General features: G+C 63.1%; 12 protein-coding genes and 2 other RNA genes. 3 read left to right on the top strand and 11 right to left on the bottom strand.

Annotation, left to right across the window (positions count from 1 at the left end; translation table 11 throughout):
- The first annotated feature begins 52 nt into the window (after window positions 1–52).
- The 3 genes from cls (at window position 53) to BJD12_RS12600 (ending at window position 2632) form a co-directional block, all read left to right on the top strand.
- Window positions 53–1513: a cardiolipin synthase gene (cls, locus tag BJD12_RS12610; RefSeq protein WP_005991680.1), complete on the top strand. Its 1461-nt coding sequence runs from the start codon at window positions 53–55 to the stop codon at window positions 1511–1513.
- Window positions 1514–1583: 70 nt separating this feature from the next.
- Window positions 1584–1853, top strand: coding sequence for a hypothetical protein (locus BJD12_RS12605; protein ID WP_005991681.1), 270 nt, complete (start codon window positions 1584–1586; stop codon window positions 1851–1853).
- A gap of 11 nt (window positions 1854–1864) precedes the next feature.
- Window positions 1865–2632 carry a pyridoxine 5'-phosphate synthase gene (locus tag BJD12_RS12600; protein WP_005991682.1) on the top strand — a complete coding sequence of 256 codons (768 nt, stop codon included), beginning with the start codon at window positions 1865–1867 and terminating at the stop codon, window positions 2630–2632.
- A 121-nt stretch (window positions 2633–2753) separates the two neighbouring features.
- Here BJD12_RS12600 and BJD12_RS12595 read toward each other — a convergent pair.
- The 11 genes from BJD12_RS12595 to gyrB form a co-directional block, all read right to left on the bottom strand.
- Window positions 2754–2830: non-coding RNA, sX9 sRNA (locus BJD12_RS12595), on the bottom strand.
- A 367-nt stretch (window positions 2831–3197) separates the two neighbouring features.
- Window positions 3198–3605, bottom strand: coding sequence for an ExbD/TolR family protein (locus BJD12_RS12590; protein ID WP_005991683.1), 408 nt, complete (start codon window positions 3603–3605; stop codon window positions 3198–3200).
- 458 nt (window positions 3606–4063) lie between these two features.
- A non-coding RNA gene (locus tag BJD12_RS12585) (sX9 sRNA) lies at window positions 4064–4140 on the bottom strand.
- Window positions 4141–4381: 241 nt separating this feature from the next.
- Window positions 4382–4795 (bottom strand): ExbD/TolR family protein, encoded by a 414-nt coding sequence (locus tag BJD12_RS12580; protein WP_039411682.1) that lies wholly within the window; start codon window positions 4793–4795, stop codon window positions 4382–4384.
- 3 nt (window positions 4796–4798) lie between these two features.
- A complete protein-coding gene (locus tag BJD12_RS12575) occupies window positions 4799–5221 on the bottom strand; it encodes an ExbD/TolR family protein (protein ID WP_005912447.1) in 423 nt (140 codons plus the stop codon).
- A 46-nt stretch (window positions 5222–5267) separates the two neighbouring features.
- Window positions 5268–6029 (bottom strand): TonB-system energizer ExbB, encoded by a 762-nt coding sequence (exbB, locus tag BJD12_RS12570; RefSeq protein ID WP_005912445.1) that lies wholly within the window; start codon window positions 6027–6029, stop codon window positions 5268–5270.
- Window positions 6030–6114: 85 nt separating this feature from the next.
- Window positions 6115–6783 (bottom strand): energy transducer TonB, encoded by a 669-nt coding sequence (locus BJD12_RS12565; protein WP_042827930.1) that lies wholly within the window; start codon window positions 6781–6783, stop codon window positions 6115–6117.
- A gap of 152 nt (window positions 6784–6935) precedes the next feature.
- The gene (locus tag BJD12_RS12560) at window positions 6936–8132 is read right to left on the bottom strand and encodes a tetratricopeptide repeat protein (protein WP_005991686.1); all 1197 of its coding nucleotides are present in this window, start codon (window positions 8130–8132) and stop codon (window positions 6936–6938) included.
- Window positions 8133–8416: 284 nt separating this feature from the next.
- The gene (locus tag BJD12_RS12555) at window positions 8417–9223 is read right to left on the bottom strand and encodes a M48 family metallopeptidase (protein ID WP_005991687.1); all 807 of its coding nucleotides are present in this window, start codon (window positions 9221–9223) and stop codon (window positions 8417–8419) included.
- Between the two features lie 206 nt (window positions 9224–9429).
- Entirely contained in the window at window positions 9430–10266 is an 837-nt protein-coding gene (locus tag BJD12_RS12550; RefSeq protein ID WP_039422098.1) for a CPBP family intramembrane glutamic endopeptidase, read from the bottom strand.
- Window positions 10267–10333: 67 nt separating this feature from the next.
- Window positions 10334–12778 carry a DNA topoisomerase (ATP-hydrolyzing) subunit B gene (gene gyrB, locus BJD12_RS12545; protein ID WP_005991689.1) on the bottom strand — a complete coding sequence of 815 codons (2445 nt, stop codon included), beginning with the start codon at window positions 12776–12778 and terminating at the stop codon, window positions 10334–10336.
- Window positions 12779–12998: the final 220 nt, after the last annotated feature.

The following is a 12998-nucleotide window of genomic DNA, read 5'->3' as shown; positions in this document are numbered from 1 at the left end:
GCATTGGCGCCACGGTCATCGCAACAAGGCATGCGCCCCGTAGAATCCGCCCATGCTCGCACTTGCTCAGGGCGCGTGGGATTGGCTGGCCAACATTCCCCATCTCGAAGCGCTCCTCCTCGCCGCCTACGTGCTCTACCTGCTGTGGATCGCCAGCTGGATCGTGCTGCAAAAGCGCGAGCCGGTGGCCACGCTGAGTTGGGTGCTGTCGCTGGCCGCGCTCCCGTACCTGGGCCTGCTGATCTATTACTGGCTGGGCCCGCAGAAAGTCAAACGCCAGCGGCTGCGGCGCGGGCGTTCGCGCTCGGGCATGGAGAGCTACAGCAGCGTCTGCCCGCCGGATGCCGATTGCACCGAGCTGGCCAAGATCGCCCAATCCACGACCGGCCTGGCGCCAAGCAGCGCCACCGAGGTGCATTGGCTGGTGGATGGCGCAGCGACGTATGCGGCCATCATCGAGGCGATCCGCAGCGCACGCGACCACATCCATCTGGAGTACTACATCTTCCAGCCCGACCACAGTGGCACCGCGATCTGCGATGCGCTGATGGAACGGGCCCGCGCCGGGGTCAAGGTGCGCCTGTTGATGGATGCGATCGGCTCATCGGCAATGACCCGGCGCGCGCTGCGCAGGTTGCGCGATGCCGGGGTGGAAACCGCCTGGTTCCATCCGTCGCAGTTCCTCAAGCCGGTCAAGCGGCCGTGGCTGAACCTGCGTACCCACCGCAAGGTGGTCGTGGTCGACGGCAGGATCGGCTTCACCGGCGGCATCAATGTCACCGACGAAGAGAACGAGCAGGTGCGCAGCGATGCGTATCGCGACCTGCATGTGCGCCTGCAGGGCCATGTGGTACGTAGCCTGCAGCTGGTCTTTCTGGAAGACTGGCTGTATGCCACCCGGCAGGAACGCGCCGCCTTTCATGGCCAGAGGCTCTGGCCAGAAGACGTGCCCACGCGTGCACAGGGCATGGTAGATGCGCAGGTGCTCGTGTCCGGCCCGGATTCGTCGTGGGAAGCCATCCACCGCCTGATGGTCGCCGCCATTCACGAGGCCAAGCACCGGGTCTGGCTGGTCACCCCGTATTTCGTTCCCGGCGAGGCCGCGCGTATGGCGCTGACCTCCGCTGCGCTGGGCGGCCTGGACGTACGTGTGCTGGTCCCGCGCGTCAGCGACTCGCGCCTGGTCACCTATGCCGCGCGCTCGTACTTCGACGAACTGCTCGAAGCCGGCGTGCGCATCTACGAATACGGCCCGCGCATGCTGCACACCAAGGCGCTACTGGCCGACGACGAGGTCTGCATTGTCGGTAGCGCCAATTTCGACAGCCGCAGCTTCCGGCTGAATTTCGAGCTGTCGATGCTGTTCCGCGACCAGGCGGTAGCCGCCGAGCTGGCCGGAATGATCGACACCGACATGCAACGGGCGCAGGAAGTGCGCTTCGTGCGTCGCCGTCCGCTGTGGCGCTCGCGCCTGCCCGAAGCCTTCGCACGGCTGCTGTCGCCGTTGCTCTGAGCGGCCCCGGCCCACGTGGAACCGGAGCGGGCGCGGCGCTACACTGCCGCCACTCATTGGGGAGCTTGTCATGCACTGGCTGTTTCTGCTTATGGCGTTGGGCGCGCTGGTGCTGGCCTTCAGCACGCCGCACGTGTGGTTGCTGGTGATGTCGCTGTTGGTGGCATTGGTGCTGCTGCTGCTGTGGACCCGGGGCTGGTTCGCCGCGCGCATGGACGACACCCAGCGCGATACCAGCAGCATGATTGACCCGGCGGAACTGCGCCGGCTGCGCGAGCTGGCCGAGGCCCGTAAGGCGGCGGCGCTTGCAGCAACCCGCGACGGCGAGCCGCAAGCTTAGAGAACCATGTCGTGACCACCCAGCTCAGCGTCAACGTCAACAAGATCGCGGTCATCCGCAATTCCCGTGGTGGGCACGACCCGGACGTGTTGCAGGCGGCACGCACCTGCATCGCCGCCGGCGCGCATGGCATCACCGTGCATCCGCGTCCGGATCAGCGGCATATCCGCGCCGACGACGTGCTGGCGCTGAGCGCACTCACGCGCGAACACGGTGTCGAGTTCAATATCGAAGGCAATCCCTTCGCACCATCGCGCGACGGCTATCCGGGGCTGCTGGAGCTGTGCCGTACCACACGTCCCGAGCAGGTCACCCTGGTCCCCGACAGCGATGGGCAACTGACCTCCGACCACGGCTTCGATTTTGCGCAGGACACCACCCAACTGAGCGAGCTGATCGGCGCATTCAAGGCGCTGGGCAGCCGGGTCAGCCTGTTCGTGGATGCGGGCAATCCGCGGCTTGCCCAGGCCGGCGCGCTGGGGGCGGACCGTGTCGAGTTGTATACCGGTCCATATGCGCAGGCGTATGCGAGCGGCCAGCCGCAACCCGAACTGGACCTGTTTGCCAACGCCGCGCGGCGTGCCACCACCGCGGGGTTGGGAATCAATGCAGGGCACGATCTGTCGCAAGCCAACCTTGGCGATTTTCTCACCAACGTGCCCGGCGTGCTGGAAGTATCGATTGGCCACGCGCTGATCAGCGAGGCCTTGTACGCAGGCCTGGACGCAACCGTGCGTGCGTATGTGCAGCTGCTACGCAGCGTCGGCACGCAGACGTAGCCCACTGCGCGGTTTTCGTAGCGGTATTTTCGTATTCGTTTTTGTTTCACCAACGTTGCGCGGGCACATAGTGGTGGGATCTACGATGCGCATGCAACACGCTCGTATGCGCCTTCTAAGCGGCCAACCAAATGTAGAGAGCAGTAGTCGGGTGGGTGTGCATGGCACACTCAGAACCGAAATGTACACGTACTGCGTGCCGCACCGAGCACCAGCCACACCACTTAGCGGCAGCGTTATAGTCCTAGTAACGGCTCTAGTCTGCTAACTGCTTCGCATCTGCAAAGTGCTCTCGCGACGCCGCACTGGTGATTGGTTACGGACAGGTTTGGCGTAGCGAAGAACGTCGCTTGGCACCATGACGGCCAATTGGCACGCCGCGGGCTGCGGCTAAGGATCAACCGCAACCAGCGGCTTGTGACGTTGGCAACCATCGCCACAGCAAGCCATTCGGATGGGCGAGAAGTGCTGCAGTGCCTCCACGCCGTTGCGGTACGGCTCACGCAGCACATCGAGCCACGCTGCGCGAGCCAATCGGGCACCTGCACGCACGGTTCTTCGCGACTTATTGCACGAAGGCGATGCGCTCTACCTGCGCGTTCTTGGCGGCGGCCAGCACCTTGGCCAGGACCGCATATTCGGCGTCCTGGCTGGCAGTGATGCGCAACTCGGGCTGGTTGCCTGACGTCTCACGCATCTGTTCAATCAAGCGCGGCTGCAGGTCCTGCAGGCTCACTAGGCTGGCATTCCAGAACACTTGGCCATCTGCATCAAGCCGCAGAGCGATCGGTTCGGGCGGCTCAAGCTGCACGCGCGGCTGGCTGGGGGGCTGCGGCAAGTCCAGCGTCATCGTGCGTGTCACCATAGGCGCGGTGACGATAAAGATGATCAACAACACCAACATGACATCCACCAGCGGCGTGACATTGATCTCCGCCAGTGGTCCCCGATTCCCTACCGTACTGAAAGCCATGACTGCCTCCGGTGCTGTTGTGATCGTGGGTGCTGCATGACCGAGCATACACCTGGCAATGCCCCTTGGAGGAGGCACCGAGATGGGTCGCAGCACAAGCGGTCTTGAACGTGCGGGCGGCGTGTCCCTGCAAAGAATCACGTGCCCAAGTAGACGTATCGCCGATGACATAACCCTGTGAGTTCTGGTCCGGCCGCATGCAATATGTTGGAGCGAGCGATCTAGCTGATCGCCTAACCGTTCTGATCCGTGACCCGGCCACATCTCACCTTCGTACCTAGCGAATTGTCGTCTGGCTACGTGCAATGCCGGAACCTGTGCACGCATGCACCACCTTGCCCGCATTATGAGCAAGCGTCATTAACTCAGCGCTGTGCGCGTGATTAAAGACAATCTCTAAGCGATAAAGTCGGCGCCATCTGCATTATCAGCAAGAGGCAGTCTTCTGCATTAAGAGCGGCTAACAAAACGTAGCGAGTAGTGGTTATGTGGGTATGGACGACGCGCTCAGAAGCGGAGCGTAGGAGTGGCACATGCCATTCCAACAGCGCCGGTGCCTGCCTGAGGGTGAGTACAGCAGGTTGTCAGCTGTCTAAACCGTTCTGAAAACTCTCAGTACCCGCGCTGGCAACGTGGCGGTCCACTGCTTTTTCATGTAATCGAGCCCGCGAATGCGCGGTTACCAACCCGTATGGAGCAGGCATAAAAAAACGCCACCGTTTCCGGTGGCGTTGCAGTCGCGTCATGACTGTTGTGTTGCGATCTTGCAGATACGTTTACTGCTGCATGAAGCCGATTTTCTTCATCTGCGAGTTCTTCGCAGCGGCCAGCACCTTCGCCATCACTTCGTACTCCGCATCCTGATTTGCATCGATGCGCAGTTCCGGCTGATTGGTCGGATCGGCTTGGACCACTTCTTCCATCTTCTGCTGCAACTGATCAACCGGCGTCGGGCTGTTGTTCCAGAACACCTGGTTGCTGGCGTCGATCCGCAATTCGATCGGCGGCGGCGGCTCAGTCGTCTGCGGTGGCGGGTTGAGCACCCGCTGCGGCAGATCCACGGCGATCGGGTAGGTCATGATCGGCGCAGTCACGATGAAGATGATCAGCAGCACCAGCATCACGTCCACCAGGGGCGTGACGTTGATGTCGGCCATCGGCCCACGGCTTCCACCAGTACTAAATGCCATGGCTTACTGCCCCTTCACTTTGGTTGCAACGAAACCGACGTCCAGCATGCCCTGACCCTGCGCGATCTTAGTGATCTCGTTGATCGTACGCATCTTGGTCGTGCGGTCGCCGCGCAGGTTGAGCGGCGGCTGCGGGGTCTGCTGTGCGGCGGTGGACAGGCGCGACTCCAAGGCTTCCTTGGAGATCGGCTCGTCGTTCCAGTACAGCGACCCATCTTCCTTGACGGCCAGAGTGATCGGCGCGGCGCGTTTCTCCGCATCTTCCTTCTGGATCAAGTTGGCCTCTGGCAGCTCCACCTTGACCTTGTGGGACATCAGCGGTGCCGTAATGATGAAGATGATCAGCAGCACCAGCATGACGTCCACCAGGGGCGTCACATTGATGTCGGCCATCGGGCCACCGCTGTTTCCACTACTGAAGGCCATAACGGGCTCCGTCTAAATCGTTGCGAAGGCGTTCTTTACGACCGGATTAGCGAACGCGCGAACCGGTGGCGAAGAAGTCGTGCAGGTCGTGGGCGAAGGTGTCGAACTTGGCGATCACCGAGCTGTTGACCTTGGAGAAGAAGTTGAACGCGAACACGGCCGGGATAGCAACGAACAGACCGATCGCGGTCATGATCAGCGCTTCACCCACCGGGCCGGCCACGGCATCGATCGAGGCCGAACCGGTTGCACCGATCTTGATCAGCGCACCGTAGATGCCCCACACGGTACCGAGCAGACCGACGAACGGCGCGGTCGCACCGACGGTCGCCAGCAGGGTCATGCCCGACTGCAGCTTGGTGCTTTCGCGGGTCACGGCCTGACGCAGGGCGCGGTCGACGAACTCCGAACGGCTCAGGCTCTCGCCCAGACCACCGGTGCTGCCTTCGGCACGCTGATGGTGAGCAGCAGCCTGGGCTGCGTCCAGCGCGATCTTCGAGAACGGCTCAGAAGCCGGCTGTTCTTCCATGGCACGGATCGCGTCCTGCGCGTTCGGGGCATCCCAGAACGCGGTGGTGACGCGGTCAGCCGCGCTCTTCAGGCGGGTGGCGCGGAAGATGTTGATGACAGTCCAGTACCAGGAGGCGGCGGACATAGCGATCAGGGTGATCAACACGACCCAAGACACGGCAAAGTCGCCGGGGCTGGAGGTCATTTCGGTGATCAAGTGCTCGAAGCCCATCTGCGACAGAGCGGCCGACGGATTGGAGCCCCCTGCAGCGGCGGCGATAAAGAATTCCTGCAGCATGACGCTTACCTTTGTTGTGTGTGGTGATGAAGGGTGGAGCGAAAGGAAGACAGGATCCTGGGCCGGCCGTGGCCGGCCCGTGGGATCAGTTCAGAGCAAAGTTGACCGGGACGCGGACACGTCCGGCGGCTTTCTGCCCGTTGACAGTGGAGGCGTTGAACTTCCACTTGCGTGCTGCGTCCATCGCGGCACGGTCAAGGTCGCGGTTGCGGCTGGACTTTTCGACCGACACATTGGTCACGTTGCCGCTGGCATCCACATCCACGATCAGGATGACCTCACCTTGGACACCGGCACGGAATGCAGCCGGCGGGTACTTCGGCGGGTTCATGTTCTTGGACGAGATATCGACACTGGCGCCGATGTCACTCGGCGGTTGCGGCGGAGCCGGCGGGCTCGGCGGCGTGACGATATCGCTGGGACGCGGTTCGGGAACGTCGACCACCGGAGCTTCCGGCGGCGGCGGAACCGGTGACGGCTTCGGCGGCGACAGATTCTTGACCGGCGGTGGCGGCTTGTCTTCCGGCGGCGGCGGCGGCGGCGGCGGGGGAGGAGGCGGTGCATCCACCAAGGTAACCATGGTGGTGCGCTCCTTCTCTGCCGGAGCCTTCGGCGCCACTGCAGGGATCAGCAACATCATCAGTGCAGTGAGGTGCAGGGCAATTACAAAAGCAATACCGATAATGCGGGCCCAGCTCAGACCCTGGTTCCCGGCATCATAGTCATGCCTGTGGATAACGAGTTGTTCCGTCATGCGCCAATGGCTCTTTCAGTGGGGGCCCGGATCACTGTGATGATCCCCAGGTTTTCGGACGGCTTTGACACCGCAGGAACTCCCAAGCTTATACCAATCCCGAGTCCTGTAACCACTAAAAACACAGGGATTTCGGGGGTTTATTTTCTTTTTTACTTCAGGTTGATGATCTTCTTGGCGTCTTCGGGTTTTTTGACGCCCTTGGCGATCGCCTGCTGCGCGGCCTGCTTGGCCTCCGGGATGCGACCTTCCGAATGCAGCACCTTGGCCAGATTCAGATAGGTCTCGCCGTCCTTGGAAAGCGGTGCGGCCTTCTGCCAATTCTCGATCGCCTTCGGCACGTCCTCGCTGTAGTAATAAGACTGCGCGAGCGCGAGGTATGTCTGATAATCAGGCTTGAGGATGCCTTTTTGCATACCTTCATTGATGACCGCGATAACGTCCTTTTCCTTGTTCTCGGTGTTGGCGTAGATGGAATACAACTGCTTGTATTCCTTTTCTTCGGTCAACTGGCCCGCGGCGCGCAGCTTGTCCATCACGCCGGCCGCCTTGTCCATCTGGTCGGCCTGCATGTACATGCTGGCCAGATTGAGCTGCGCCTTTTTGTCGTTGGGCGTCTTGGCGGCCAGCGCTTCGGCGGCGGCCACGGCTTCACCGGTCTGGCCGGCTTCGGCGTACGAAGCCATCAGCAGCTGGTTCCAGGTGTCCTTCGGCTCGGGCGAGGCGGCGATGGCCTGCTTCAACACCGGGATCGCTTCCTTGTAGCGCTCGGCCTGGTACAGCGCCTGACCCTTGAGGATCAGGTCTTCCGGGCGCTGCGACTTGCTCTCGTCCAGATACTTGTCCAGCGTGGCCAGACCTTCGGCCTGCTGATCGTCCTGCATCTGCAACTGCGCCAGCATCAACATCGACTGGAACTGGCCGTTGTTGTCCAACGCGTTCAGGCCGATGGCCTGCTGCAGGTACTTCTTGGCGCCGGCGGTGTCGTCCAGGTTATAGGCGGCCTGCGCGGCCAGCTGGGCGGCCAGCGCCTTGTCGGCTTCGTTGGCAGCGCTGTTGGCCAGGATCTCGTCGGCCTGGCTGCGCACGCCCGGATAGTCTTCGCCCTTGTTGAAGGTTTCGATCAACTTCTGCAGCTTGCTGCTCAGCTTGGACGACGGCTTGATCGTCGGCGCCTGACGGGTCGCCTGCGGATACAGCTCTTCGGCCTTGCCATTGCCCTTGGACTTGCGCGCGGCACGTTCGGAAGAACGGTCCGACTGCGCGACCGCATCGGTGACCACAGCCCCGCCCAGGGACGCTGCGATGAACAGGGACAACAGGGCTTGCTTGCGGTTGAGCAGTTTCATGTTTCACCTCGGACGAGCCGCCGTTGGGCGGTGCGAAAAGCGGAATGGAAGCTGTACGAAAAATCTGAGCCGGCAAACTTAGCAGAAAGTCTCAGTTCCCGAAAACGGTTTCCATGTTGTGGTGCGGCAATCGGGACATGGTGCAGGTGCTTAGGGCGACTAACGGTAAGGGATCGAGAGTGAGCGTGTGGTGCGGGCGATGCGCCGATGCCAGGCCGCTACAGCAGGCGATTGGGCGATCTCAGGGACGCCAGCATCGATAGCAGTGTCACCTCGCCCGGCACCTAGCCACACCGTGGGGCGCGTCCGGCCTGCCGAGCCTGCTGGTATACCGGCTCGAGCTGACTGACGTCGGCCTGCAGCTCGCGAATGCGATTGGCCGGGTCGGGGTGGGTGGACAGCCACTGCGGTTGACGATTGCCGCTGGCAGCCATCATGTTCTGCCACAGCGTGACCGCCTGGGCCGGGTCGAAGCCGGCTTGGGCCATCAGCCGCTGACCGACCACGTCGGCTTCGCTTTCCTGGGTGCGCGACCCCGGCAGCAGGAACACCGTCTGTGCGGTCATGCCGCCGACCTGGTTCACTGCGCTGGCCGCGCCATCGCCATACGCCGCGCCAGCGAGGGCGCCGATGATGCCCAGCCCGGTCTGTGTCCCGAGCTGGCGGGTGATGCGCTCTTCGTGATGGCGCGAAATCACGTGGCCGATTTCGTGCCCCAGCACGGCAGCCAGCTGGTCCTGCGTCTTGGCCACAGTGAAGATGCCGGTGTTCACCCCAACTTTGCCGCCGGGCAGGGCAAACGCGTTGGCTTCGTCATCGACGAACAACGCGGTTTCCCACTTGGTTTCGCGCCACTGCACTGGCAATTGCGCCACCAGCGCATTGACCACGCACTGTACGTAGGCGTTCTGCTTGCCATCGGTGCTGACTTTTTCCTTAGCCTTGGTCTGCGCGAACGACTGCGCACCCAACTGGTCGAGCTGCTCCTGCGACACACCACCCACCACCTGACGGCGGCCGGTAGGCGAGGTGGTGGTGGCACATGCCGTCAACGCGAGGACGGCAACAACGATCAACAACCTGGCTTTCATTCGATCCCCCTGAATCCGGCCGCCATTTTGGCAGGCTCGTCTTAACTTTTCGTCAAGCAGCTCGGATCGGGCAACAAAACGCGGCGAACGACGCTTAGATAAACGCCCCATCGCGCGCTTGGTTCGGGGTGAAGTGCCGGGCAGATCGATCACGGGTACCGATCACGATGGCCTTGGCAACATGCCCATCGCGGCGCTGAGCCGACTTACCCGATCCCGAAAAAGTACAACGCGGCCAGGGCAGTGGCGTTGTTGATACCGTGCGCGGCGATCGGCGCCCACAGCGTGCCGGTACGCCAGTACAGCCAGGCAAATGCCGCGCCCATGCTGCCGTAGACCAGCCACAGCTGGGCGATGGCCGCAGGGCCGTTGCCACTGATGCCGGGCACTTCGTGCACCAGCGCAAACAAGGCGCCGCTCAAGGCGATCCCCAGCCAGGGGCGGCCGGCGGCCAATAGGCGACCGAACAACACGCGCCGGAACAACAGTTCTTCGTAGGCCGGAGCGATCACCACCGCGAACAGCACCAGTGCCAGCGGCCACTGCTGGATGGCTTCTTCCATCAGCGGCAGGTTGGTCGGCACCGGTTTGATGCCCAGTGCCGAGGCGACCACGCTGACCAGGTTGCTGAGCACAAACACCGCAAAGGCAATCAGGGCGGTCCAGCCCCACGTGGACGCACGACGCACCGCTACGCGCGAGGCGACCTGCTCAACAGGGGTGGCGCGGCGGCGCCAGAAGTACAGCAGCACGGCCGGCGTGGCGGTGCTGACCAGGGCGGTAAGCAATTGGACCATCACCCCGGGTTGGCCGATTGCGGCCATGACCTCGGCGGCGGAGGGCGTCAGGCCCTGCGCCTTGGCCGTCTGCGCATACCCAATGCCCCGTACCGCACCCCAGACCGCAAAACCGGCCACGCTCAGGCTGAGCAACAGGCCGACGGCGATCAAGACGTCGATGCCGAAACCAAGCAACACGGGCGGCAACGGGGGGCGGCCGGCAGCGCTGGGCGGTGCCGGGGAGGGCGGAAGGTCTGTGCTCATCGTCGTCCTGCGAACACCGGGTCGGCGGCACAACGCCGCAGCGTTGCGCCGGTACGACACAGGCGGCTCAGATATCCAGGTTGGACACCTTCAGCGCGTTGTCCTCGATGAAGTCGCGACGCGGCTCCACGACATCGCCCATCAAGGTGCTGAAGATCTGGTCGGCGGCCACGGCGTCCTCGATGCGAACCTGCAGCAGCCGGCGCGTGTCCGGATTGACCGTGGTTTCCCACAGCTGCTCGGCATTCATTTCGCCCAGACCCTTGAAGCGCTGCACCTGACGGCCACGCTTGGCCTCTTCCAGCAACCAGGCATGCGCCTGCGCAAAGCTGGTGATCGCGTGGGTCTTGTTGCCACGCACGATCTGCGCGCCTTCGCGAATCAGGTCGTTCAATGCCAGCGACACGTCGCGCAGCGGACGTAGCTCGCCGCTTTCGAACGCGCCCATGGGCAGCACTTGGGTGAATTCCTCGCCCATGTGCCGGCGGATGGCAACCAGCGTTGCAGCGATGTTTTCCGTCGCCGGATCGAAACGCAACTGGTAGCGGGCGGTGCCCAGGGTGCCGCGGTTGAGGACCGCCTGCAGTGCGTCCAGGGTGGGGTGGACATCGCCTTCGGCCTGCAGTTGCGCCACATCCAGCGGGGGCAGGTCGATCAACGCGGTGAGCAGCGCCGGGTCGTAACGGTGAGCATTGCGCGCGATCGCCTCGTTGGCGCTGGTGTACAGCAGCAGCAGTTTTTCCAATGCTTCGCCGGTGATCGGCGGCTCGTCGGTCGCCGGGATCAGCGCCGCGCCTTCGACCGCATTGCTGGCCAGATACGCATTGAGCGCCGCGTCGTCCTTCAGATACAGCTCGCTCTTGCCCTGCTTGAGCTTGTACAGCGGCGGCAGGCCGATGTAGATGTAGCCGCGCTCGATCAACTCCGGCATCTGCCGGTAGAAGAAGGTCAGCAGCAGGGTACGGATGTGCGAACCGTCGACGTCGGCGTCGGTCATCAGGATGATGCGGTGGTAACGCAGCTTGTCCGGGTTGTATTCGTCACGGCCGATGCCGGTGCCCAGCGCGGTGATCAGCGTGCCGACCTGGTCGGAGGCCAGCATGCGGTCGAAGCGCGCGCGTTCGACGTTGAGGATCTTGCCGCGCAGCGGCAGCACCGCCTGGTTCTTGCGGTTGCGGCCTTGCTTGGCCGAACCGCCTGCCGAGTCACCCTCGACGATGAACAATTCCGACAACGCCGGGTCCTTTTCCTGGCAATCGGCCAGCTTGCCGGGCAGGCCAGCGATGTCCAGTGCGCCCTTGCGACGGGTCAGGTCGCGCGCCTTGCGGGCGGCTTCGCGCGCGCGCGCGGCATCGACGATCTTGCCGGTGATGGCCTTGGCTTCGTTCGGATTCTCCTGCAGGAACTCCTGCAAGCGCGCACCGAAGGCGTTTTCCACCGCCGGACGCACGTCCGAGCTGACCAGCTTTTCCTTGGTCTGCGAGGAGAAGCTGGGGTCGGGCACCTTCACCGACAGCACCGCGATCATGCCTTCGCGCATGTCGTCGCCGGTCAGTGCGACCTTGGCCTGCTTGGCGATGCCGTTTTGCTCGATGTAGCTGCTGAGCACCCGCGTCAGCGCCGCGCGGAAGCCGGCTAGATGCGTGCCGCCGTCCTTCTGCGGGATATTGTTGGTGAAGCAGTACATGGTTTCCTGGTAGGCGTCGGTCCATTGCAGGGCCACGTCCACCACGATGCCGTTGTGCTCGCCGGTCACCGAGATCACGTTCGGGTGCAGCGGCGACTTCAGTTGCGCCAGATGCTCCACGAAGCTGCGGATGCCGCCTTCGTAATGGAAATCGTCGCGACGGCCTTCGCCGCGCTCGTCGATCAGCGCGATCTTGACTCCGGAATTGAGGAACGACAGCTCGCGCAGGCGGCGCGCCAGGATGTCGTAGTGAAACTCGACATCGCTGAAGATGGCCACGGCTGGCTTGAAACGCAATGTGGTGCCGCGCTTGGTCGATGCTTCCAGCTGCTTGAGCGGGTACTGAGGCTCGCCCAACGCGTATTCCTGCTGGTAGTGGAAGCCGTCGCGCCAGATGTCTAGCCACAGGTGCTCGGACAGCGCGTTGACCACCGACACGCCCACGCCGTGCAGGCCGCCGGACACTTTGTAGCTGTTGTCGTCGAACTTGCCGCCAGCGTGCAGCACGGTGAGGATCACCTCGGCCGCCGAGACGCCTTCTTCCTTGTGGATATCGACCGGCACGCCGCGGCCGTTGTCGGATACCGCCACCGAGCCGTCGACCAGGATCTTCACCACGATATCGTCGGCATGGCCGGCCAAGGCTTCGTCGACCGAGTTGTCGACTACTTCGAACACCATGTGATGCAGGCCGGTACCGTCGTGGACGTCGCCGATATACATGCCGGGGCGCTTGCGGACGGCTTCCAGGCCGCGCAGCACGGTGATCTTGCTGGAGTCGTAAGTGCCGTTGGGTGTCGTCGGGGTGTTCTGTTCGTCGGTCATGCGCGTGCCGTTAACTCCACAACACGGGCGTAGGCGGCAGGAGCCGCATCGCACCGTGGGAAAAAGGGGATAGCGGGCGAATTATACCAGTCGGCCCGCTCTGCCCGTGGGCTTAAGCGCCGATCAACGCGATGCACGCGCCTCAACGCCGGCGGGGCTAGCGCCCCGTTCGGCGTGTTCCATTCATTTGCTCCTGGGCTTAGCGCCCCACACCAAACTG

The organism is Xanthomonas vesicatoria ATCC 35937 (genome assembly GCF_001908725.1).
GTDB classification, from domain to species: Bacteria; Pseudomonadota; Gammaproteobacteria; order Xanthomonadales; family Xanthomonadaceae; genus Xanthomonas; species Xanthomonas vesicatoria.
Note: the sequence above shows the minus strand (reverse complement) of the source record. Positions and strands in the feature narration are given on the sequence as shown.

What these genes read in the sequence shown, in the direction of transcription:
- BJD12_RS12580 (WP_039411682.1), bottom strand. Translation starts at nt 4,795, where the DNA reads ATGGCATTTAGTACTGGTGGAAGCCGTGGGCCGATGGCCGACATCAAC.
- BJD12_RS12560 (WP_005991686.1), bottom strand. Translation starts at nt 8,132, where the DNA reads ATGAAACTGCTCAACCGCAAGCAAGCCCTGTTGTCCCTGTTCATCGCA.
- BJD12_RS12575 (WP_005912447.1), bottom strand. Translation starts at nt 5,221, where the DNA reads ATGGCCTTCAGTAGTGGAAACAGCGGTGGCCCGATGGCCGACATCAAT.
- gyrB (WP_005991689.1), bottom strand. Translation starts at nt 12,778, where the DNA reads ATGACCGACGAACAGAACACCCCGACGACACCCAACGGCACTTACGAC.
- BJD12_RS12550 (WP_039422098.1), bottom strand. Translation starts at nt 10,266, where the DNA reads ATGAGCACAGACCTTCCGCCCTCCCCGGCACCGCCCAGCGCTGCCGGC.
- cls (WP_005991680.1), top strand. Translation starts at nt 53, where the DNA reads ATGCTCGCACTTGCTCAGGGCGCGTGGGATTGGCTGGCCAACATTCCC.
- BJD12_RS12555 (WP_005991687.1), bottom strand. Translation starts at nt 9,223, where the DNA reads ATGAAAGCCAGGTTGTTGATCGTTGTTGCCGTCCTCGCGTTGACGGCA.
- BJD12_RS12565 (WP_042827930.1), bottom strand. Translation starts at nt 6,783, where the DNA reads ATGACGGAACAACTCGTTATCCACAGGCATGACTATGATGCCGGGAAC.
- exbB (WP_005912445.1), bottom strand. Translation starts at nt 6,029, where the DNA reads ATGCTGCAGGAATTCTTTATCGCCGCCGCTGCAGGGGGCTCCAATCCG.
- BJD12_RS12590 (WP_005991683.1), bottom strand. Translation starts at nt 3,605, where the DNA reads ATGGCTTTCAGTACGGTAGGGAATCGGGGACCACTGGCGGAGATCAAT.
- BJD12_RS12605 (WP_005991681.1), top strand. Translation starts at nt 1,584, where the DNA reads ATGCACTGGCTGTTTCTGCTTATGGCGTTGGGCGCGCTGGTGCTGGCC.